The sequence below is a fragment of the Ruegeria sp. BHSC037 genome (genome assembly GCF_059613045.1).
Map to the genome: position 1 here is coordinate 12,116 of NZ_JBXWRT010000016.1, position 22,462 is coordinate 34,577.

21 protein-coding genes are annotated in these 22,462 nt (G+C 61.7%); 3 read left to right on the forward strand and 18 right to left on the reverse strand.

The features are described 5' to 3' along the window. Positions 1 to 66 precede the first annotated feature (66 nt). From rpoB to rplJ, 3 genes are all read right to left on the reverse strand, one after another. Positions 67 to 4,206 (reverse strand): DNA-directed RNA polymerase subunit beta, encoded by a 4,140-nt coding sequence (gene rpoB, locus AC2FMN_RS15070; protein WP_496682839.1) that lies wholly within the window; start codon positions 4,204 to 4,206, stop codon positions 67 to 69. Between the two features lie 251 nt (positions 4,207 to 4,457). Next, positions 4,458 to 4,835 (reverse strand): 50S ribosomal protein L7/L12, encoded by a 378-nt coding sequence (gene rplL, locus AC2FMN_RS15075; RefSeq protein WP_005980660.1) that lies wholly within the window; start codon positions 4,833 to 4,835, stop codon positions 4,458 to 4,460. 79 nt (positions 4,836 to 4,914) lie between these two features. Beyond that, entirely contained in the window at positions 4,915 to 5,433 is a 519-nt protein-coding gene (gene rplJ, locus AC2FMN_RS15080; RefSeq protein ID WP_496682842.1) for a 50S ribosomal protein L10, read from the reverse strand. Between the two features lie 330 nt (positions 5,434 to 5,763). Here rplJ and AC2FMN_RS15085 point away from each other — a divergent pair, with 330 nt between their 5' ends. After that, positions 5,764 to 7,035, forward strand: a complete 1,272-nt coding sequence (locus AC2FMN_RS15085) for a DUF2254 domain-containing protein (RefSeq protein ID WP_496689158.1) — start codon at positions 5,764 to 5,766, stop codon at positions 7,033 to 7,035. Between the two features lie 75 nt (positions 7,036 to 7,110). Here AC2FMN_RS15085 and rplA read toward each other — a convergent pair whose 3' ends face one another. The 13 genes from rplA to ccoN form a co-directional block, all read right to left on the reverse strand. Continuing rightward, positions 7,111 to 7,809: a 50S ribosomal protein L1 gene (rplA, locus tag AC2FMN_RS15090; RefSeq protein WP_490360595.1), complete on the reverse strand. Its 699-nt coding sequence runs from the start codon at positions 7,807 to 7,809 to the stop codon at positions 7,111 to 7,113. Between the two features lies 1 nt (position 7,810). Continuing rightward, complete coding sequence (gene rplK / locus AC2FMN_RS15095; protein ID WP_490360594.1) at positions 7,811 to 8,260, reverse strand: 50S ribosomal protein L11; 450 nt, start codon at positions 8,258 to 8,260, stop codon at positions 7,811 to 7,813. A gap of 222 nt (positions 8,261 to 8,482) precedes the next feature. Then, positions 8,483 to 9,592: a sugar-transfer associated ATP-grasp domain-containing protein gene (locus AC2FMN_RS15100; RefSeq protein ID WP_496689160.1), complete on the reverse strand. Its 1,110-nt coding sequence runs from the start codon at positions 9,590 to 9,592 to the stop codon at positions 8,483 to 8,485. Between the two features lie 160 nt (positions 9,593 to 9,752). Continuing rightward, entirely contained in the window at positions 9,753 to 10,286 is a 534-nt protein-coding gene (gene nusG / locus AC2FMN_RS15105) for a transcription termination/antitermination protein NusG (protein WP_496689162.1), read from the reverse strand. Positions 10,287 to 10,527: 241 nt separating this feature from the next. Next, positions 10,528 to 10,725, reverse strand: coding sequence for a preprotein translocase subunit SecE (gene secE / locus AC2FMN_RS15110; protein WP_138842374.1), 198 nt, complete (start codon positions 10,723 to 10,725; stop codon positions 10,528 to 10,530). 79 nt (positions 10,726 to 10,804) lie between these two features. After that, positions 10,805 to 10,963: a cbb3-type cytochrome oxidase assembly protein CcoS gene (gene ccoS / locus AC2FMN_RS15115; protein WP_496682852.1), complete on the reverse strand. Its 159-nt coding sequence runs from the start codon at positions 10,961 to 10,963 to the stop codon at positions 10,805 to 10,807. A 5-nt stretch (positions 10,964 to 10,968) separates the two neighbouring features. Beyond that, positions 10,969 to 13,146: a heavy metal translocating P-type ATPase gene (locus AC2FMN_RS15120; RefSeq protein WP_496689164.1), complete on the reverse strand. Its 2,178-nt coding sequence runs from the start codon at positions 13,144 to 13,146 to the stop codon at positions 10,969 to 10,971. A 4-nt stretch (positions 13,147 to 13,150) separates the two neighbouring features. Further along, positions 13,151 to 13,609: a FixH family protein gene (locus AC2FMN_RS15125; RefSeq protein ID WP_496689166.1), complete on the reverse strand. Its 459-nt coding sequence runs from the start codon at positions 13,607 to 13,609 to the stop codon at positions 13,151 to 13,153. Positions 13,610 to 13,612: 3 nt separating this feature from the next. Further along, on the reverse strand, positions 13,613 to 15,034 hold the full coding sequence (ccoG, locus tag AC2FMN_RS15130) for a cytochrome c oxidase accessory protein CcoG (protein ID WP_496682859.1): 1,422 nt from the start codon (positions 15,032 to 15,034) through the stop codon (positions 13,613 to 13,615). A 406-nt stretch (positions 15,035 to 15,440) separates the two neighbouring features. After that, a complete protein-coding gene (ccoP, locus tag AC2FMN_RS15135; protein WP_496689167.1) occupies positions 15,441 to 16,310 on the reverse strand; it encodes a cytochrome-c oxidase, cbb3-type subunit III in 870 nt (289 codons plus the stop codon). Further along, positions 16,307 to 16,492 carry a cbb3-type cytochrome oxidase subunit 3 gene (locus AC2FMN_RS15140; RefSeq protein WP_496682863.1) on the reverse strand — a complete coding sequence of 62 codons (186 nt, stop codon included), beginning with the start codon at positions 16,490 to 16,492 and terminating at the stop codon, positions 16,307 to 16,309. Before AC2FMN_RS15140 ends, ccoP begins: the two co-directional genes overlap by 4 nt. Before the next feature lie 10 nt (positions 16,493 to 16,502). After that, positions 16,503 to 17,231, reverse strand: a complete 729-nt coding sequence (gene ccoO / locus AC2FMN_RS15145; protein WP_496682866.1) for a cytochrome-c oxidase, cbb3-type subunit II — start codon at positions 17,229 to 17,231, stop codon at positions 16,503 to 16,505. A gap of 14 nt (positions 17,232 to 17,245) precedes the next feature. After that, entirely contained in the window at positions 17,246 to 18,853 is a 1,608-nt protein-coding gene (ccoN, locus tag AC2FMN_RS15150; protein WP_496682869.1) for a cytochrome-c oxidase, cbb3-type subunit I, read from the reverse strand. Between the two features lie 195 nt (positions 18,854 to 19,048). Between ccoN and AC2FMN_RS15155 the strand changes: the two genes are divergently transcribed. After that, positions 19,049 to 19,888 carry a universal stress protein gene (locus tag AC2FMN_RS15155; RefSeq protein WP_496682871.1) on the forward strand — a complete coding sequence of 280 codons (840 nt, stop codon included), beginning with the start codon at positions 19,049 to 19,051 and terminating at the stop codon, positions 19,886 to 19,888. Positions 19,889 to 19,932: 44 nt separating this feature from the next. Here the strand turns inward: AC2FMN_RS15155 and AC2FMN_RS15160 are convergent, their stop codons facing one another. Together AC2FMN_RS15160 and fnrL are read right to left on the reverse strand one after the other, a co-directional pair. Continuing rightward, entirely contained in the window at positions 19,933 to 20,187 is a 255-nt protein-coding gene (locus AC2FMN_RS15160) for a GlsB/YeaQ/YmgE family stress response membrane protein (RefSeq protein ID WP_496682874.1), read from the reverse strand. A gap of 101 nt (positions 20,188 to 20,288) precedes the next feature. Further along, the gene (gene fnrL / locus AC2FMN_RS15165; RefSeq protein ID WP_496682877.1) at positions 20,289 to 21,032 is read right to left on the reverse strand and encodes a transcriptional regulator FnrL; all 744 of its coding nucleotides are present in this window, start codon (positions 21,030 to 21,032) and stop codon (positions 20,289 to 20,291) included. Positions 21,033 to 21,093: 61 nt separating this feature from the next. Here fnrL and hemN point away from each other — a divergent pair, with 61 nt between their 5' ends. After that, on the forward strand, positions 21,094 to 22,449 hold the full coding sequence (gene hemN, locus AC2FMN_RS15170; RefSeq protein ID WP_496689168.1) for an oxygen-independent coproporphyrinogen III oxidase: 1,356 nt from the start codon (positions 21,094 to 21,096) through the stop codon (positions 22,447 to 22,449). Positions 22,450 to 22,462: the final 13 nt, after the last annotated feature.

Sequence of the window (22,462 nt, forward strand, 5' to 3'; positions counted from 1 at the left end):
ATTGCGTTTACCGGGATGGGCAAAGCCCATCCCGGTGCTTTTTAAAGGCGCGGTAGGCAAAAGGGTTTACCCTTCGTCCTCAACCGCGTCCAACAACTCCATGTTCAGGCCGAGACCACGGACTTCTTTCACCAGAACGTTGAACGATTCCGGTACGCCCGCCTCGAAGTTATCCTCGCCCTTGACGATCGACTCATAGACCTTTGTCCGGCCGGCGACGTCATCCGATTTCACCGTCAGCATCTCCTGCAGGGTGTAGGCGGCGCCGTAAGCTTCCAAGGCCCAGACCTCCATCTCACCAAAGCGCTGACCACCGAACTGCGCCTTGCCGCCCAGCGGCTGCTGGGTCACCAGGCTGTAGGGCCCGGTCGACCGCGCGTGGATCTTGTCGTCCACCAGGTGGTGCAGTTTCAGCAGGTACTTGACGCCCACGGTCACTGGACGCGCGAACTGCTCGCCGGTGCGGCCGTCGAACAGGATGCTCTGGCCGCTGGTGTCAAAACCGGCGCGAACCAGCGCGTCGTTGACGTCGGCCTCTTTCGCACCGTCGAAGACCGGGGTTGCGATTGGCACGCCGCGGGTGACGTTGCTGGCCGCTTCGACCAGTTCGTCCTCGTCCATGTTCGAGATACCCTCGGCATAGACGTCCTCGCCATAGGCGTGCTTCATCGCATCGCGCACCGGCGTCAGGTCGCCCGAGCGGCGGTATTCCTGCAGCGCCTCGTCGATCTTCAGACCCAGACCGCGCGCGGCCCAACCCATGTGGGTTTCAAGGATCTGACCGACGTTCATTCGCGACGGCACACCCAACGGGTTCAGACAGAAGTCGACCGGGGTACCATCGGCAAGGAACGGCATATCCTCCATCGGCACGACTTTCGAGATCACACCCTTGTTCCCGTGACGGCCGGCCATCTTGTCGCCCGGCTGCAGCTTGCGCTTCACGGCAATGAAGACCTTGACCATCTTCATCACGCCCGGCGGCAGGTCGTCGCCACGGCGGACCTTCTCGACTTTGTCCTCGAAGCGGGCATCCAGGGCGCGTTTCTGCACCTCGTACTGCTCGTTCAGGGCCTCGACGACCTGCGCGTCCTTCTCGTCTTCCAGCGCCAGCTGCCACCACTGACCGCGGGTCAGCGACTCGAGCAGCTCTTCGGTGATTTCCGAGCCTGCCTTGACGCCTTTCGGCCCCTTGACGGCGGTCTTGCCCAGCAGCATCGACTTGAGACGCGCATAGATGTTGCGGTCGAGGATCGCCAGCTCGTCATCCCGGTCACGGGCCAGACGTTCGACTTCCTCGCGCTCGATCTGCAGCGCACGCTCGTCTTTCTCGACGCCGTGACGGTTGAAGACGCGGACTTCGACGACCGTACCGTAATCGCCCGGCTTCACGCGCAGCGAGGTGTCGCGCACGTCGGATGCCTTTTCGCCGAAGATGGCGCGCAGCAGCTTTTCTTCCGGGGTCATCGGGCTTTCGCCCTTCGGAGTGATCTTGCCGACCAGAATGTCGCCCGGCTCGACGTCCGCACCGATGTAGACGATGCCCGCCTCATCGAGGTTGCGCAGCGCTTCTTCACCGACGTTCGGGATGTCGCGGGTGATCTCTTCCGGGCCAAGCTTGGTGTCGCGGGCGGCGACTTCGAATTCCTCGATATGGACCGAGGTGAATACGTCGTCGCGCGCGATGCGTTCGGAAATCAGGATCGAGTCTTCGTAGTTGTAGCCATTCCACGGCATGAACGCGACGATCACGTTCTTGCCGAGCGCCAGTTCACCCATGTCGGTCGACGGACCGTCGGCGATGACCTCGCCCTTCTTGACTTCCTGGCCCACCTTCACCAGCGGACGCTGGTTGATGCAGGTGTTCTGGTTCGACCGCTGGAACTTGCGCAGACGATAGATGTCAACGCCGGCATCGCCCAGCTCCAGATCTTCGGTGGCGCGGATCACGATACGCTGGGCATCGACCTGGTCGATGATGCCCGCGCGCTTCGCCTGGATCGCAGCGCCCGAGTCGATGGCAACCTTGCCCTCGATCCCGGTACCGACCAGCGGCGCCTCGGCGCGCAGCAGCGGAACCGCCTGACGTTGCATGTTCGAGCCCATGAGAGCGCGGTTCGCGTCGTCGTTTTCCAGGAACGGAATCAGCGAGGCCGCAACCGACACCAGCTGTTTCGGCGACACGTCGATCAGGTCCACGTTCTCGCGCGGGGCAAGCGTGTAGTCGCCGGCCTGACGGGTCGAGACCAGATCGTTGATGAACTTGCCGTTCTCGTCCAGCGTCGCGTTGGCCTGCGCCACGGTGTGACGCATTTCCTCGGTCGCGGACATGTAGTGGACCTCGTCGGTCACCTGCCCGTCTTTGACGACGCGATAGGGCGTTTCGATGAAGCCGTACTTGTTCACGCGGGCGAAGGTGGCCAACGAGTTGATCAGACCGATGTTTGGACCTTCCGGCGTTTCGATCGGGCACATCCGGCCATAGTGCGTCGGGTGCACGTCGCGCACCTCAAAGCCCGCACGTTCACGGGTCAGACCGCCGGGGCCAAGCGCCGACAGGCGGCGTTTGTGGGTGACTTCCGACAGCGGGTTGGTCTGGTCCATGAACTGCGACAGCTGCGAGCTGCCGAAGAATTCACGCACGGCAGCCGCGGCCGGTTTCGCGTTGATCAGGTCCTGCGGCATGACGGTGTCGATCTCGACCGACGACATGCGCTCCTTGATGGCGCGCTCCATGCGCAGCAGGCCGACGCGGTACTGGTTTTCCATCAGTTCGCCGACCGAGCGGACGCGGCGGTTGCCCAGGTGGTCGATGTCGTCGATGTCGCCCTTGCCGTCGCGCAGCTCCACCAGCGCCTTGATGCAGGCTACGATATCTTCGCGGTCCAGCGTGCGCTGGGTGTCGGGCTTGTCTAGCGCCAGGCGCATGTTCATTTTGACGCGGCCCACGGCGGACAGGTCATAGCGCTCGCTGTCGAAGAACAGCGTGTCGAACAGGGCCGAGGCAGCCTCGACGGTCGGCGGCTCGCCCGGGCGCATGACGCGGTAGATGTCCATGAGCGCGGTTTCCCGGTTCATGTTCTTGTCCTGCGCCATGGTGTTGCGGATGTAGGGGCCGACGTTGACGTTGTCGATGTCGAGAACCGGAATGTCGGTGATGCCCGCGTCGATCAGCTCCTTCACGGTGCCGCCGATCAGCTCGCCATCCTTGTCGTATTCCAGCGTCAGCTCGTCACCGGCCTCGACATAGATCGCGCCGGTTTCTTCATTGATGATGTCCTTGGCGACGAACTTGCCCACGATGTGATCGAAGGGCACCAGCAGGTGGGTAACCTTGCCCTCGTCGATCAACTGCTTGACCGCGCGCGGAGTGACCTTCTTGCCCGCCTCGGCAATGACTTCGCCGGTCTTGGCGTCGACCAAGTCATAGGTCGGGCGGGTGCCGCGTACGCGCTCGGGGAAAAACGGGGTGACCCAGCCCTTTTTCTTGTCCAGCTTGTAGGACACGGTGTTGTAGTAGGCATCCATGATGCCTTCCTGGTCCAAGCCCAGCGCATAGAGCAGCGTGGTCACCGGCAATTTGCGGCGACGGTCGATGCGGGCATAGACGATGTCCTTGGCGTCGAACTCGAAGTCCAGCCAGCTGCCGCGATACGGGATGATGCGGCAGGCGAACAGCAGCTTGCCCGAAGAATGGGTCTTGCCCTTGTCGTGGTCGAAGAACACGCCCGGGCTGCGGTGCATCTGGGACACGATCACGCGCTCGGTGCCGTTCACGATGAAGGTACCGTTCGGCGTCATCAGGGGCATGTCGCCCATGAACACGTCCTGCTCCTTGATGTCCTTGACCGATTTGGCCCCGGTATCTTCATCGACATCGAACACGATCAGACGCAGGGTGACCTTCAGCGGCGCGCTGTAGGTCATGTCGCGCTGCATACATTCCTCGACGTCGTATTTCGGCTTTTCCAACTCGTATTTCACAAACTCCAGCACGGAAGTTTCGTTGAAATCCTTGATCGGGAAAACCGACTGGAACACGCCTTGAATGCCTTCGCCGTCGGTCGGCTGGTCGGCATCGCCAGAGCGCAGGAACAGATCATAAGAAGATTTCTGGACCTCGATGAGGTTCGGCATTTCCAGCACTTCGCGGATTTTGCCGTAGTATTTCCGAAGACGTTTCTGGCCAAGGAACGATTGAGCCATGTCAGATGTCACCTTTCGATATTCTCAGCGGAGAAAGGCACCGCCGGGCTCCGGCACCTTTTCCATACGAGACGACACGTCCGGATCAATTCATGGCCACCGTCCCGAGTGGCAGCCTCCCGATCCGCGAACCGCGTCTTAGAAAACACCCCGCCGCATGGGGCCCTTTCTAAGACAGGTTCGGCTGAGCCCGGATTTCTCCGGACCCAGCCAGAATTTGCGGTGCTTCAGCGATGCACCAGCAGACCGACTTAGGCCAGCTCGACCTCGGCGCCAGCTGCTTCCAGCTTGCCCTTGATCTCTTCGGCTTCGTCTTTCGACACAGCTTCTTTGATCTTGCCGCCGGCCTCGACCAGTTCCTTGGCTTCTTTCAGGCCCAGGCCGGTGATGCCGCGAACTTCTTTGATGACGTTGATTTTCGAAGCGCCGGCGTTCTTCAGAACGACGTCGAATTCGGTCTTCTCTTCCTCGGCTGCGCCACCGGCGGCATCGCCACCAGCTGCGACCATGACGGCGCCGCCAGCTGCGGGCTCGATGCCGTACTCGTCCTTGAGGATGGTTTTCAGTTCTTGTGCTTCCAGCAGGGTCAGACCAACGATCTCTTCTGCCAGTTTCTTCAGATCAGCCATTGTATCAGCTCTTTCCGTTTACAGTGTGTGTTCCAACGTCAGGGCATGCGCCCCACGCAGATCATTCAGTGCCAACCGCTTACGCAGCTTCCGCCTTCTCTTCGATGGTGGAAAGGATGCTTGCGATGTTGCTTGCAGGTGCGCCAATCGCGCCGGCGATGTTCGAAGCAGGTGCGCCAATGCAGCCCACGATCGAAGCAATGAGCTCCTCACGCGACGGCATTTTCGAGACGGCTTCGACGCCTTTGCGATCAAGAGCGTTCTCGCCCATTGCACCGCCAAGGATTTCGAACTTCTTGTTCTCCTTGGCGAAGTCCTCGGCCACCTTGGCTGCTGCCACGGGGTCCTCGGAATAGGTTAGAACGGTCATACCCGTCAGCAGGTCGGCCATGCTTGCACACGGCTTACCCTCGAGGGCGATTTTGGCGAGCCTGTTCTTGGCAACACGCACGGAACCGCCCGCTTCGCGTGCACGCGCGCGCAGGTCCTGCATCTCGGCAACTGTCAGACCGGCGTAGTGAGCAACCACCACGACGCCAGAGCTTTCGAAGATCTGGCCGAGTTCCTCGACCACTTTCTCTTTCTGGGCTCTATCCACAGTTCTCTCCAAGTTAGGGACGAAATTTCATCCCGGCTCAATTTTGCCGTAGCTTGCGCCACGGCGTTCAGGTCCGTGATACGGGGTGGAGCCAAAATATCGCCCGAGGGCGGGACCCTCGATCTTTTGGTCTTACCCGTCTCAGGCAGGAAATTAAGGGACCGGATGGACCCACCCACCGTCTTGGACGAAACGAAATAAAGCGCACGACGAATCGCACGCTTTATTCCGTAGCTCTCTTTAGGGCAGATGGCCGGGGTTTCCAAGGCCTAAATTGGCCCATTCCTCAAGCCGGTAGACAATAGCCGAAAACCCGAACAGGATCGACGGATGATCGATCTGAAATCCATTTCAAAGCCGCAGTTCCTGTTCCGGCAGATTTCCCGTCAATTGTGGGTTCGCACCAGCCTGATCGCCGCGTTGGCCGTGGTCAGCGCGGGAGTTGGCACCTACCTGGGCGGCTTTGTCCCGGATTTTCTTGCACAACGGCTGAGCGCCGAGGCGGTGGCAAAGATTCTTGCTATTCTCGCATCGTCGATGCTGGCCGTTACGACATTCTCACTTTCGATCATGGTCGCGGCGCAGCGATGGGCCTCGAACCAGTCGTCACCGCGCGCGCAGCAGGTGATCGAAGAAGACAGTGTTTCGCAGAACGTGCTGGCGACCTTTCTCGGCGCTTTCATCTTCGCCCTCGTGTCGTTGATCCTGGTTGAAACCGGGGTCTACACCCAGCAATCCATTGCCGTAGCGCTGGCGTTCACGCTTGTGGTCATCTTCCTCGTGACGCTGGCCCTGCTGCTGTGGATCGACCAGTTGCCCAGCTACGGCAGTATTTCCGAAACAGCACGGAAGATCGAACAGAACGCAACGGACACGATCACCCGATCCATCGAACTCCCTTGCCTTGGCGCCTTGCCCTACCAAGCCTCCGATGACATTCCGCCGGCCAGTCACGAGGTTAGGGCAAGTGCCACCGGGAACGTGCGGCACGTGGATGTGGGAATGCTGAATTCCTGCGCCGAGGAAAACGACAGCGAGATATGGATCATTGCGCTGCCGGGGCAGTTCGTCATCGAAGGCGAACCGTTGGCCAAGACCACCAAGGAAATTGACAGCAAGACCATTCAGGAAGCCTTTGTGATCGGAACCGAGCGCAGTTTTGACCAGGATCCGCGCTTTGGCATTCAAACCCTGTCGGAAATCGCCCAACGCGCGCTGTCGCCCGGGATCAATGATCCGATGACGGCGATCCAGATGGTCGAGAGACTACTGCGAGTTCTTTTGCCGCTTGGCGCACGGCGCCTTCACACCGACGAGCCGCGCTTCCCGAGAATCCACGCGCCTGCGATCCCAACGGATCTGTATCTGCGCGACGCCTATGCGGCCATTTCTAGAGATGCAGGCGACAAGGTCGAGGTGCACGAAGCTCTTCTGAACGCATTGACGCGGCTGGCACAATCGCAAGATGCCGCCATGGTGAAGGCGGCCCAAGAGGCCGCCGACCAGGCGCTGTCCATTGCAGAACGCGACCTCAGGCTCGAGGCTGACAAGGCGCGCGTCCGTGAGGTGTCCCATCAGGTTTTCGGCGGTCATGCCGGCTGAAGCACCCTCGGAGAAATGAAAAACCCCGGGCAGCAGGGCCACCCGGGGTTCGAAATTCCGTCGGAACGTGTCGGCTTATTCAGCCGCAGCCTCTGCGACGTCCACGGTCACGCCGGGGCCCATGGTCGAGCTCAGCGCGATTTTCTTCATGTAGGTGCCTTTGGCGCCCGACGGCTTGGCCTTGGCCACGGCCGAAATGAAGGCGCGGACGTTCTCGGCCAGCTTGGCTTCGTCGAACGAGGCTTTGCCGACACCGGCATGCACGACGCCGCCTTTTTCCGCCTTGAACTGAACTTCACCGCCCTTGGCTGCTTCCACGGCCGCTTTCACGTCCATGGTCACGGTGCCGACCTTTGGGTTCGGCATCAGGTTGCGGGGGCCCAGGATCTTACCCAGACGACCGACGATCGGCATCATGTCCGGGGTCGCGATGCAACGGTCAAAGTCGATGTTGCCGGCCTGGATGCTTTCCATCAGGTCCTCGGCGCCGACGATGTCAGCACCGGCCTCTTTCGCCTCGTCGGCTTTGGGGCCACGGGCGAAAACGGCAACGCGCATGTCCTTGCCGGTGCCGTTCGGCAGACCGACGACGCCGCGCACCATCTGGTCGGCGTGGCGGGTGTCGACACCCAGGTTCATGGCGATTTCGATGGTTTCATCGAACTTCGCGGTCGCGTTGGCCTTGACCAGTTTGACAGCTTCCTCGACCGACAGGTTTTCCTTGCCGGCGACGGCTTCGCGTGCTGCGCGGGTACGTTTACCGAGTTTTGCCATCTTATTTCACCTCGATGCCCATGGAACGGGCCGAGCCCAGGATGATCTTCATTGCGCCTTCGATGTCGGTCGCGTTCAGATCCTTCATTTTGGCTTCGGCGATTTCGCGCACCTGCTTGGTGGTCACGGTTGCCACGGTCTCACGACCGGGGTTCTCCGCACCTTTCGGGCGGTTGCGCTTGCCGACCGGCTTCAGACCCGCCGCCTTCTTCAGGTAGTAAGACGCGGGCGGCGTCTTGATGTCCATGGTGAAGGACTTGTCCTGATAGTAGGTGATCACGGTCGGGCACGGAGCGCCGGGCTCCATGTCTGCGGTCTTGGCGTTGAACGCCTTGCAGAATTCCATGATGTTGATGCCGCGCTGACCCAGTGCCGGACCAACCGGCGGCGACGGGTTCGCCTGACCTGCAGGAACCTGCAGCTTCATCGTACCAGCAAGCTTCTTGGCCATTTGGTTTTCCTTTCAACGTAGGTGAAACGCGTTTCACCCGGTTTGTGTTGCGTGGTCCGATCCGGAATCGCGATCCCTGCGATCTCCCACGAGAGAATCTCGCCCGAAGACGATAGAGGCGGCGTTTACAGCGGAAAGGAGGGGTTGGCAAGGGGCTGCCGATAGGAGCTTAACACGGGCCCGCCTGGCCCGCATGCGCCTCGGCACTTCGGCGACGAAGCCTTAGAGTTTCACGTTGTGTTTGCTGAAGAACGCCCGCATCCGGCTGTCGAGAAAGCCTCTGCCCGTCGCAATCTGCATGAGCTCGAACGCACAGCCGTTGTTGACCTCGACCGCAACCGGCCCATCGTCCGACAGTGCGATATCAGTCGACCCAAAGTGGTTCGCCGCATGCAGAAACGCGATCTTCCGATTCAATTCCCTCAAATCGTTCCAGAACGGCAGCGTTTCACCGACAAGTTTACGCTCCGAGTCCGGCAGCGCATCCAACGCGACACGGCGACCATTTTCCACGGCCGCCAGGCCCTTCACTTCTCCGGTCTCCGGGTCGAGGTTGCACAACAAGTTGCCCGGACGCCAGAAATTGTCGGCGATATTGCCTGCCATGGGCAGCTTGAGCATCGCAAACGGCACGGAAAGCTGATTGTCGTCGATGAGGTTCAGGCAACGCACGGTTGCGATCGCATCGGTGATGCCATCGAAGAACCTGTGCGGCTTGAGACAGTCCTGAAAGATGTAGGGGATCTCACCAAGGACCGAGTCGGCGAACGCGTCGAATGTCTGCGGGTCATGGCCATCCGCGATGACATGCGTGTCGGTATGCGCCGATATTCGCATGGCGCCGGCGCTCCACATGCCACCGATGGGCTTCGCAAAGACAGGGGCCGGCCCCCGGGCCGACAGGAAGGACTTCAGGTCTGCGCCGCTCGTCAGCTTCGGCGTAGTGCCGAAATGGCGGGCGCTGCGGTCAAAAACGGCCAGTGTCTTCGGGGTCGGCACGCCGTTATGTTCGAGAAAACAGGCGGACAGCCATTTGTCTTCGGTCAACGCCCACCACTGTGCGTCATTGCAGGCATTGACGAGCGGCCAGTGAATGTGGGCGGAAACGAATTCCTCGCGCTCGATATCCGACCATCGCGCGCGGTCATAGAGTTCATACAGGAAATACTCATAGAACTTCAGCTTGCCGCTTTTTCTGCGCAGCTTGAGAAAATCAAAAGCAAGCGAAAACGGGCTTATGCCAGTCGCACGCGCGACTTCTACAAGTTGACTGGAAACATTGACCGTCTCCTTGCCTTTGATGGCCTCTACATCCTGCGCAAAAGCTGTCATTTTTCAGCCGTTCCTCGATTGTTGCCCTGCTGGAAAAAATCCAAGAAAAATGTGTCGATACTTGGGCGCAGACAAGCCCCGCCCCGACTCGTTGCACACGAAATGAAAAACGCCGCGATGCGTGTGACATCGCGGCGCGTATAAAATGATGGAAGAGCCTTCAGCCCTGCTTGGTCACCTGGGTAAAGTCCAGCTCGACCGGGGTTTCGCGACCGAAGATCGAGACCGAAACCTTCAGCTTCTGGTTCTCTTCGTCCACGCCTTCGACCATGCCGTCGAAATCCTCGAACGGGCCGTCGTTGACCTTGACCTTCTCGCCCACCTCGAAGCTGATGAGGGTGCGCGGCGCTTCTTCGCCTTCCTGCACGCGGTTGAGGATCTGGTTTACCTCGGCGTCGCGCATCGGCATCGGGCGGCCCTGCGGGCCCAGAAAACCCGTGACCCGGTTGATCGAGTTGATCAGGTGATAGCCCTTGTCCGACATTTCCATGTGGACCAGAACGTAACCGGGCATGAAGCGGCGCTCGGTCGTGACCTTCTTGCCGCGGCGCACCTCGATCACCTCTTCGGTGGGAACCAGAACCTCGTCGATCTCGTCCTCAAGGCCCTGTTCGGCCACAGCCGTGCGGATCTGCTCTGCGATCTTCTTTTCGAAATTCGAAAGAACGCTGACCGAGTACCACCGTTTCGCCATGAACCTGCCGTCCTTGTTTGCCTTTGGCGCGCCGCGTCAAAGGGCGCACCGGAATTGAAATTCTGTCGCGGCCCCGCCGCGTGATCCGGAATAAAAAGCGGCGCGCAGCCCGAATCGCCGCACGCCCATCCCGTAAGGTACCGCGTCACCTAAACCGACATCGCACGCTGTGCAAGAGGGCAGTGCGCCAAGAGGGCGTTATGACGGGATCTCCTGCGCGGCCCCACCCGCGCGTCCAGACCTAGTTGAACGCACCCAGGATCAGTTGCAGCCCGCCGCGGATGCCCAGATCGACCAGCGCGAAGAACACCGCGGTCAGCGCCGCCATGATGAACACCATGACCGTGGTCAGCAGCACCTCGCGCCGGGTCGGCCAGACGACCTTCGAGACTTCGGCACGGACTTGCTGAATGAACTGGATGGGGTTTGTGGTGGCCATGAGGCTTGATCTCTCTGCTAGCGAATGGGCCGGACATAGCCGGGCATTGCGGCAATTTCAAGGGCCGCCGACGGGACCGTCACGGCTTGGGGTGATCATCCCACTGGTTGCTCAGGATGCGGCGGGCGTCGCCCTCGGGGTCATCATACTGGTTGGTGCGCACGGTATAGATGAAGGCCACAAGGCCAACGCCGCCCAGAAACAGGGAAATCGGGATCAGATAAGCCAGCACTTCCATTCAGGTCACCTCAGGCGCAGGGCGTTCAGGGATACGGTAATCGACGAGGTCGACATCGCCAAGGCCGCGATCAGGGGCGTTGCCAGGCCGGCCACCGCCAGCGGCACGGCGATCACGTTGTAGATGGTCGCGATCCGGAAGTTTTCGCGAATCCGCTTCGTTGCCTTTTCAGCAGTCCGACAGGCATCGGCGATCGGCGACAGATCGGTGCCCAGCAGCACGATATCCGAGGCCACACGCGCCGCGTCCAGTGCCGAGGCTGGCGAGATCGACACATGCGCCGCCGCCAGCGCCGCCGTGTCATTCAGCCCGTCACCCACCATCAGAACGCGATGGCCCTGATCGGTCAGCTTCTGGATGTGGGCCGCCTTGTCCTGCGGCAGGGCCCGGGCGATCCAGCTCTCGATACCCAGCTTCTCGGCCAAAGCCTGCACGGCACTCGACGTATCACCCGAGATCAGGATGACATTCTTGCCGCCGTCGCGCAGGGCGCGCACTGCCTCGGCCGCTCCGGGGCGCAGGCTGTCGACAAACCGGAAGGCAACGGGCGCGCGGCCCCCCACCGCCAGCCAGGCCGTGGTTTCGGCGCTGTCCGGAGCGCCCACCCATTCCGCCCGACCCAGACGCACCCGCTGTCCGGCATGCTGGCCCTCGGTACCAAAACCCGGAACCTCGGCGATCTCGGAGATATCTGCCGGGGTGATCCCCGCATCCCGCGCCGCGCGCGCCAAGGCAACCGACAAGGGGTGCGCCGACGCCTCGGCCAGCGCCAACGCAATGGCCAGATCGTTCCGGGCGATTTCAGGCAGGTTCACCAGATCCGGCGTACCTGCGGTCAGAGTGCCGGTTTTGTCGAACACGACCGTGTCGACCTCGGCCAGACGTTCCAGCGCCGTGGCGTGCTTGATCAGCATCCCCTTGCGGAACAGGCGCCCTGATGCCGCCGTCGTCACCGCCGGAACCGCCAGCCCCAGCGCACAGGGACAGGTGATGATCAGCACTGCGGCGGCGATGTTCAGCGCCGTACGGATATCGCCGGAATAGAGGTACCAGCCCACGAAGCTGAGCGCCGACAGAATATGCACGCCGGGCGCGTAAAGCTTGGCCGCCTTGTCAGCCAGCGAGGTATAGCGCGACCGCCCGGATTCGGCGATGGCCACCAGATCAGCCATCCGGTGCAGCGAGGTGTCCTCGCCCACCGCCGTGGCGCGGATCGTCAACGGGCCGGTCAGGTTCACCTCACCGGCGCTGACCTGCGTACCGGGTTGCGCGAATACCGGCAGCGTCTCGCCGGTCAGCAACGACCGGTCCAGCTCGGACCGGCCCGACACGATCTCGCCGTCCACGGGCATGCGGGCGCCGGGGCGCACCAGTATCAGGTCGCCCACCTTCAGCGCCGCGACGGCGACCTCCTCCTCGGCCCCGTTGCGCAGGCGAATGGCGCGGGGGACCTCGAGCGCCGTCAATTCCTCGGCCGCCGAGCGGGCGGCGGCACGGGTGCGGTAATCCAGATACCGCCCCGCCAGCAGAAAGAAGGTGAGCGTCAGCGCCGCATCGAAATAAGCATGCTTACCGCTCAGCGCGGTTTCCCACAGCGAAGTGACCAGCGCCAGCAGGATTGCCAGCACGATCGGCACGTCCATGTTCAGGCGGCGCACGCGCAGCGCGCTCCAGGCGTTTTCGAAAAAGGGCTGGGCCGAGAAGGCGATCGCCGGCAGTGTGATCGCCGCCGAGATCCAGTGGAACATGTCGCGTGTCGCGTCCGTGGCCCCGGACCAGACCGACACCGACAGCAACATCACGTTCATCGAGGCAAAGCCGGCAACCGCCAACCGCATCAGCAGATCGCGCCCGGCCTTGTCGGTCTGGGTGGCGGACAGCGCGCCGGCGTCCAACTCGTGCGCCTCGTATCCAACCCGTTCGAGCACCGGGATCAGATCGGCGGCACGCAGATTCGGTGCGGCCTTGATCAGCGCCCGCTTCAGCGTCAGGTTCACGCGCGCGTCCTGCACGCCGGTCACGGCGTTCAGGGCCTGCTCGACATTCGCGATACAGGCTGAGCAGTGAATGCCGGGCAGCGACAACGCGATCTGTGCATCCGGCGGAACCGGACGGGCCGCATCAGCCGGGGCGGCAATGCACCCGGGACAGGCTGCAGCAGTCGGCGTGATCTGCCCGCTCATCGGATTACCCCTTCACATACAGCGGAATGCGGCGAGAAAACTCGGCTCCGTCATGGTCACGCGCCACCAGCCGGATGTTCCAGTTGCCCTCGGCCAGAGTCGCCGGGGCGGAATAGGCCACACCGTCAAAGGTGAAATCCGGCGCGAAATCGTCGCGCACATGGGTGGCACGCCCCACGACGGCCTGCAATTCGGCCACGCGCACCGGATCGCCCTGCGCGTCGGTGATGTGCAGAATCAACAGCCCGCCCTTGGTCTCAGCCGTGGCGTCCCAACCCAGCGCGTGCTGTTCGTGCAGACGTTCGTTGAACTCCTGGCTGGCCACGTACGAGTTCTTGACCTCGAGTCCCGGGAACGTCTTGACCGCGCTGTAGGCCAGAACGAGGTTGACCGCGATGATGACGCCGAACGCCCCCACGAATACGGCCAGAGCATGTTTGCCGGTGAATTGCCGTTCGCTCATGTCTCAGTTCCCCCGCCCATTGAAAGTGGTGTCTTTGTAGGCCCGCTCGCCGCTGGCCAAATCCTCGACCCAGATGCGGACTGGTGTCGTGTCCGCCGCCGCCGGAGCCGAATCCTTGTCGGTGACAATATACACGCGCGTCAAATGTGCGGTATCGGCCGGGACGTTCACGGTATCCAGCGGCGTACCTTCGATCTGCAGCTTCATCGCGGGATCGCCCACCAGCGACAGCTTGAACAACCGGTCCTCGCCGTGCTTGTTGCGCAGCCGCACGTCATAGGTATTGCGGATTGAGCCGTCGGACATGGTCACGAAGGTCGGGTTGCGCACCGGCGCCACCGTTAGGTCGATGTCCGACCGGATGAACAGGGCGAACAGCAGGGCAACCCCCACCGCCGACCACAGCGACGAATACAGGACCGTGCGCGGACGGAAGATATGCTTCCAGATGCTCTTGGGCGGATGCCCTGCGCGTTCGCGCTGCTCGTCGCTGAGCGCCATGTAGTCGATCAGGCCGCGTGGCTTGCCGACCTTTTCCATCACTTCGTCGCAGGCATCGATGCACAGGGCGCAGGTGATGCATTCCAGCTGCTGCCCGTCGCGGATGTCGATCCCCATCGGGCAGACGTTGACGCAGGCATAACAGTCGATGCAGTCGCCCAGGCCTTCGCGGTTCTTGCCCTTGCCGCGGGGTTCACCCCGCCACTCGCGATAGCCCACGACCAGCGTGTCCTCGTCCATCATCGCTGCCTGGATGCGCGGCCAGGGGCAGGCATAGATGCAGATCTGTTCGCGTGCGAATCCACCGAAGAAGAAGGTCGTGCCGGTCAGGATCAGCATCGTTGTATAGGCGATCGGGTGGGCATTGCCAGTGATCAGATCGCGCGCCAGCGTCGGCGCATCGGCAAAATAGAAAACCCAAGCCCCACCCGTGGCCAGACCGATCAGAAACCAGGCCGTCCATTTCGACAGGCGCAGCCGCGCCTTGTGGAAGTCCAGCTTTTTCTGCCTGTGCAGACGCAGGCGGGCGTTGCGGTCGCCCTCGATCCAGCGCTCGACCAGGATGAACAGATCGGTCCAGACCGTTTGCGGGCAGGCATAGCCGCACCACACGCGCCCAAGCGCCGAGGTGAACAGAAACAGCCCGAGACCAGCCATGATGAGCAGACCCGCGACGAAATAGAATTCGTGCGGCCAGATCTCGATCCAGAAGAAATAGAACCTCCGGTTCGCCAGGTCCAAAAGTACCGCCTGGTCCGGCAGGCTGGGGCCACGGTCCCAGCGGATCCACGGCGTCACATAATAGATGCCGAGCGTGACTGCCATGATGATCCATTTGAGGTCGCGGAACTTTCCTGACACGCGTCTGGGAAAGATCGGCTCTCGGGCGGCATAAAGGCTGGGGGCGGGATTGGAATCGCTCACGGGCTGGCTCCGGATCAGGCTGTTTTCTGGCGACTTGTTCCAGATCATGAACGCGTTAACTTTGACATGGGTCAAAAGCGCATCGTACAGACATCTTTTGTCACACCTGAACCCGACACTATCGCATTGCCGCCGTTTCGGCGAAACCTTACTGCCGGGCAGAGTCATAAACGCGCCGGATCTGGCATGTCTCAAAATAGGCGCCAACCGGTCGTGTATCATCATCGACGAAATGCCGCAGGCAGCCGGGGCGATGCGCGCAACTGCCGCGCCAAATTCTGGACCGGCGCCGCGACACGCACTAGGTTTGGAAAAATGGTGCCGGCTGTTCAGGAAACGCGCGAACAGATGGAACAGCCGGCACCTAGGCCTTCGGGCGGCGAACCGCCCGAAGGTTTTCTTGTGTCTACTGACCGCCACCCAATTGGTGGACGTAGAGCGAAACCGCGCGAATCTGCGCTTCGCTGAGACGGTTTTGCCAACCGGGCATGACGCCGAAGCGGCTGTTGGTCACGGTGTCGGTCAGGGTGTCGTAGTCGCCGCCATAGAGCCAGATCGCGTCCGCTAGGTTCGGCGCGCCCTGGTCGCGGTCGCCTTCGGCGTTTTCGCCGTGGCAGGAGGCGCAGTTGTCGGCATAGACAACGGATCCGGCCTCGACCAGCGCGGGATCGTTCGGCTCTCCGGAAAGCGACATGACATAGTTGACGACTTGCGAGATCTCCTCGGTCGTCAACAGCTCGTCGCGACCGAAGGCGGGCATCTCGGAATAGCGCGCCTCGTCATATTCCTCGTTGCGGATGCCGGCGGCGACGGTGTGATAGATCGATTCCAGATCTCCACCCCAGAGCCACGAGTCGTCCAGGAGGTTCGGATAACCGACGGCGCCCGCCGCGCCCGAACCGTGGCACTGAGCGCACCAAGTCCGGAACACCGCCGCGCCAGAGGATACCGCGAAACTGCTGAGGTCGGGATCGGCAGCGATGTCGATCAGTTCGGCCTGCTCAAGGCGTGCGGTGATCGGTGCATTCGCCTCCTCCACCGCGGCGATTTCCGCATCCACGTTGGCGCGCGACGACCATCCCAGAACACCGGCCGTCGCGTGGTTCACCAGCGGCCAAGCCGGATATAGGATCGTGTAGATGAGGCCCCAGAAGATCGTGACGTAGAAGGTCCACAGCCACCAGCGCGGAAGCGGGTTGTTGAACTCTTCGATGCCGTCCCATTCGTGGCCGGTCGTACCGGGATCGCCCGGCTTCTTTTCGGGTGCTTTGCTCATTTCCGCGCCTCCTCGGATGTGGCGGGTTTGTCTTCATGCCGAAACGGTATGCCGGCAGTATCCTCGTATTGCTTGCTGGCACCGGGCCGAAACACCCAGATCACCACGCCGATGAAGAAGGCGAAGAGGGCCAGCAGCATCCAACTGTCGGCGAATTGCCGAAGGATCGTGTATTGCTCCATGACAGCCCCCTTACCGGTTCGCGTCCGGGGTGAAGGTCGAGAAATCGACCAGCGTCCCCAGCATCTGCAGATAGGCGATCAGCGCATCCGCTTCAGTCAGCTCGGGCTGGCCGTCAAAGTTGCGCACGTTCACCTTGTCGCCATAGCGCTCCAGCAGACCGTCATAGTCGCTGTCGGGATCGGCCTGAGCGCGGAAATCCGCCTCCGCGTTCTCCAGCATCTCGTCGGTATAGGGCGTTCCGACCGCGGCGTTCGCCGCCATGATGTCGCCGATATACTTTCCGTCCAGCTTGCGCCGTTCGAGGAAGCCGTACTTCGGCATCACCGATTCCGGCACCACCGATTGCGGATCACGCAGATGGTCCACGTGCCATTCGTCCGAGTAGCGGCCGCCGACGCGGGCCAGGTCCGGCCCGGTGCGCTTGGAGCCCCACTGGAACGGGTGGTCGTACATCGACTCGGCCGCCAGCGAGTAGTGGCCATAGCGTTCGACCTCGTCCCGCATCGGGCGGATCATCTGGCTGTGGCAGACATAGCAGCCTTCGCGGAGGTAGATTTCCCGTCCCGCCATTTCGAGAGGGGTGTAGGGGCGCATGCCCTCCACCTTCTCGATGGTGTTCTCAAGGTAGAACAGGGGCGTGATCTGCACGATGCCACCGATGGTCACGACCAGGAAGCTGAAGATCAGCAGGAGGGACGCGTTGGTCTCGAGGATCTTGTGTTTGTCAAGAATTGCCATTGCTCCGGCCCTCCTTATTCAGCCGGGACCGCGACGGTCAGGCTGGCCTCTTTGGCCGGCGCCTTCCGGACGGTCATCCACAGGTTGTAGCACATGATCACTGCACCCGCGACGTACAGCACGCCGCCCAGGGCACGCACCACGTACATCGGGAACTTGGCCGCCACAGTGTCGGCGAACGAGTTCACCAGGAAGCCGTTGGCATCCACTTCACGCCACATCAGGCCTTCCATGATGCCGGTCACCCACATCGACGCGGCGTAGAGCACGATGCCGATGGTGGCGAGCCAGAAGTGCCAGCTGACCATCTGCAGCGAGTACAGGCGCTCACGTTTCCAAAGAACCGGCACCAGGAAGTACAGCGCACCAAAGGTGATCATGCCGTTCCAGCCCAGCGCACCCGAGTGCACGTGGCCGATGGTCCAGTCGGTGTAGTGCGACAGCGAGTTTACCGCACGGATCGACATCATCGGGCCTTCGAAGGTGGACATGCCGTAGAAACCGACCGAGATGACCATCATGCGGATGACCGGGTCGGTGCGCAGCTTGTCCCATGCGCCCGAGAGCGTCATCAGACCGTTGATCATGCCACCCCACGAAGGCATCCACAGCACGACCGAGAACACCATGCCCAGCGTCGAGGCCCAGTCAGGCAGCGCGGTGTAGTGCAGGTGGTGAGGACCGGCCCAGATATAGATGAAGATCAGCGCCCAGAAGTGGATGATCGACAGCTTATAGCTGAAGACCGGGCGTTCGGCCTGTTTCGGGATGAAATAGTACATCATGCCCAGAAAGCCTGCGGTCAGGAAGAATCCCACGGCGTTGTGGCCGTACCACCACTGGATCATCGCATCCTGCACGCCCGACCAGACGATCACGGATTTCGAGCCCCAGATGCTGACCGGCAGGGTCATGTTGTTGACCAGGTGCAGCATCGCGACGGTCACGATGAAGGACAGATAGAACCAGTTGGCCACGTAGATATGCGGCTCTTTCCGTTTCACGATCGTGCCCAGGAACACGGCCAGATAGGCCACCCAGACGATGGTCAACCACAGATCTACATACCATTCCGGCTCGGCATATTCCTTGGACTGGGTGCCGCCCAGCACATAGCCGGTCGCGGCCAGCACGATGAACAACTGATAGCCCCAGAACACGAACCAGGCGAGGTTTCCGCCCCATAGACGTGCCGCGCTGGTGCGTTGCACCACGTAGAAGGACGTGGCGATCAGCGCGTTGCCGCCAAAGGCGAAGATCACGGCCGAGGTGTGCAGCGGACGCAGACGGCCAAAGTTCAGGTATCCTTGGGCCCATTCGAAATTGAGCACCGGGAAAGCCAGTTGAAATGCGATGAACGTACCCGCGAGGAATCCGACGACGCCCCAAAAGGCGGTTGCGATCACGCCATAGCGGATCACGCCGTCCATGTATTCCCCCGAGCGATCGACAAGAATGTCGGGCTCGTCGGTGTTGCGAAGCGTCCAGATGAACAGGCCACCGGCGATCAGCATCACCAGTATCGCATGCACCTGATACGCCAAATCCCGCGCATAGTTGGCCCCGATCGCTGCGAACAGCGTGACCAGGCCAAGCGCGATCAGCTTGATGTAATTCGACATATTGCGTCCCTTTGCCATGTCGCACGCGATTCTCTTGCCGCGCGCGGCTTTTTTGACTGCCTGCTGTATCGGCCAACCGCGGGCCCTACTGCTTTGATCTGTATCAAGACAATAGAGTGAAAACTGTGACACGCATAACCAAATGAATGACCTGCTCGAAACCGCCGCACCGAGCAATGGAACAATGAGGTCAAGATGGCTTACAAATCGCTTCTCTCAGTCGTGACGGAAACAAAATTCGCAAAAAAGGCGCTGGAGCAGATGGCTGCTTTGGCCGAAGCTCAGGATGCCCATGCCGAAGCGCTGTGTCTGGGCGTCGATCGCAGCCAGACCGGATACTACTATGCCGGGGCCAATGCGTTGATCTTGCAGGAAACCCTGAACCGGGCCAATGCCGAGGCTGAGGAGAACCTGAAATTCGCCGAAGAATTCCTGGGCAAGTCCGGCGTGCGCTGGTCGGCCGAAAGCGGCGTCGCGCAGATCGCAGATCTTGGCCGGCATGTCGCCCACAGGGCCCGATTCTCGGATCTGGTGGTGCTGCCGCAACCCTATGGCGAAGGCCGGGGCGCCGAGGCCGAGCCCATCATCGAGGCCGCGATGTTCGACGGCCACGCCCCGGTTCTGGTGGTGCCGGATAACGCGGAAATCGTGTCTCGGCCGCGCACCGTTCTGATCGGGTGGAACGAAAGTGTCGAGGCGATGCGCGCTATCCGGTTCGCCCTGCCGTTCCTGATGGCGGCGGATCTGACCCGGATCGTCGTGATCGATCCGCCGACCCACGGCCCTGATCGGTCGGACCCGGGCGGGCTGTTGTCGCAAATGCTGGCCCGGCACGGGGTGAGATGCGAAATCGACGTGCTCAGCAAGACGATGACCCGCGTGTCGGACATTCTGAACCGCCATGCCGAGGACACCGCGGCCGACATGATCGTAATGGGGGCCTACGGACATTCCCGCTTCCGCGAGGCCATTCTGGGCGGCGCCACGCGGAACATGCTGGAAAAATCCGCCGTGCCGGTTTTCATGGCGCATTGACGGGAAACAGGGTCGGCCGCCTCGGGTTGGGGCGGCCCACTGGCTCAGACCTTCTTGACCAGTCCGATCAGGAACAGAAGGATCACCGCCCCGATCGTGGCGAAGAAGATCGACGAGAAAATCCCGCCGCCTACGGAAAATCCAAGCGCCGGAAAGATCGTCCCCGCCAGAAACGCCCCGACGACACCGACGATGATGTTGCCGACCAGGCCAAACCCGCGGCCGGACATGATCTTGCCCGACAGCCAACCGGCAATCGCGCCGATGAACAACATCGCTAATATACTGCTGAATTCCATGACCGCTCCCTGACTTGGGTTGATGCGCCCTTAGTTAGAGCACGGACGCGCCTTGGCGTCACGCATCAAGATCGCCGGGCACTGTACTGTCAGATATGCCCTCAGACCAGAAAGCCGCCATCGGCATCGTCGCCGGCTTCTTCCATCAGGCGCCCGATATCCGGCACGGTGACGTGGCGCTTGCCTTCCAGCAGGATCACCTCGTCCTTTTTCAGGGCCGATATCTGACGGCTGACCGTTTCCAGCGTCAGGCCCAGATAGTCGGCCATCGCCTCGCGCGTCAGCGGCAGATCGAACACGATCGGCCCCGAAAGCCCCTTCTGGCTGACCGAGGCGTCCCGACGGGCGATGATCGACAGCAGGCTGGCGATCTTCTCGCGCGCGGTCTTGCGGCCCAGGACCAACATCCATTCACGCGCGGCGTCGAGTTCGTCCAGCGTCATCTGCAGCAGACGCTGCGCGATATGCGGCGTTCTGTTCATCAAGTCTTCGAACGGTTTCTTGCGGAAACAGCACATCACCACGTCGGTCGTGGCCACCACGTCATAAGGCGCCGACTCGCGCCCCGGGCGGCCGACGAAATCGCTGGGCAGCAGCAAGCCCACCATCTGGGTACGCCCGTCCTCCATGGTTTGCGTCAACGATGCAATTCCAGACACCACCGAGCCGACGAAATTCATCTGGTCGCCCGACCAGATGATCGTCTGCCCCGCCTCGAAGCTGCGATAATACTTGATCTCTTCCAACGCGACCAACTCGTCCGCGTCACAGCGCGCGCACACCGCTCGGTGACGAATTGGACAGTCTTCGCAGTTCGAATGGTCAACGAGTGTAGTCAGGGTCATGCGCGCGTCCACTTGATCTCGGTCAAGGTCTTCTGGTTTCCGAGCCTATACCGGTGTCGCCATGATAGTAAAACCTCAATTGGCAAAGCTTGGACTATTTGACGCGAAGGTACCGCGTTATACCAGCTATCCGACCGCCCCCCACTTCAGCAATGACGTGGGGCCCGACATGTTCAGCGACTGGATTTCCGCCATCCGGCCGGGCAGTTCGATCTCGCTCTATGTCCATGTGCCGTTCTGCCGCCGGCTGTGCTGGTTCTGCGCCTGCCGCACCCAGGGCACCCAGACCGACAACCCGGTCATCGCCTATGTCGATGTCCTCAAGGCCGAACTGGACCTGCTGGCCGCGCGCCTGCCCAGCGGGGTGACCCTGTCGCGCCTGCACTGGGGCGGGGGAACGCCCACGCTGCTCAACCCCGACCTGATGCGCGAACTGGCCGCGCATATTCTGGGCATCGTCCCACTTGGACCCAACGCGGAATTCTCGGTCGAGATCGACCCCAACGAGGTGGACGCCGCCCGTCTTGACGCGCTGGCCGAAGCCGGGATGAACCGCGCCTCGATCGGGATTCAGGATTTCGATGACGAGATCCAGAAGAGCATCGGGCGCATCCAGAGCTATGACACCACCCGCGAGGCGATCGACATGATCCGTGAGCGCGGCGTGCCCAGCCTGAACGCTGACATCTTGTACGGACTGCCGCACCAGACCAAGGCGCGGATGACCGAAAGCGTGCAGAAGCTGCTGTCGCTAAGCCCCGACAGGGTGGCACTGTATGGCTATGCGCATGTACCGTGGATGGCGAAACGCCAGCAGCTGATCCCGTCCGACGCCCTGCCGACGCCGGAACAGCGGCTTGAGCTGTTCGACACCGCCCGCCGTCTGTTCCTGTGGGACAATTACGAAGAAATCGGCATCGACCATTTCGCCACCAAGGATGATGGGCTGACCCACGCGCTGAAAGCCGGACGGCTCAAGCGGAACTTCCAGGGCTATACCGACGATCAGGCCGAGGTTCTGATCGGGGTCGGCGCCAGCTCGATCTCGCGCTTCCCACAGGGTTATGCGCAGAACGCGCCGGCCACATCGGCCCATACCAACGCGGTGCGCGAAGGCCAATTCTCGACCGCGCGCGGGCATCTGTTCAAGGGTCAGGACATCCTGCGCGCACGCCTGATCGAGGCCCTGATGTGCGACTTCCGCATCGACACTGCCGAGATCCTGCGCGACCACGACATCTCGGCGGCCGAGCTGACGGCGATGTACCAGCGCGCCAATGACACCTTCGACGGGTTGTTGCAGATCACCGATAACGGGCTGTTCATCCCGCCCGAAGCGCGCGCGTTGACCCGGATGATTGCCCGGACCTTCGACGCCTATGACCTGAGCAAGGCGGGCCACAGCTCGGCGATCTGACGGCAGGCGTCAG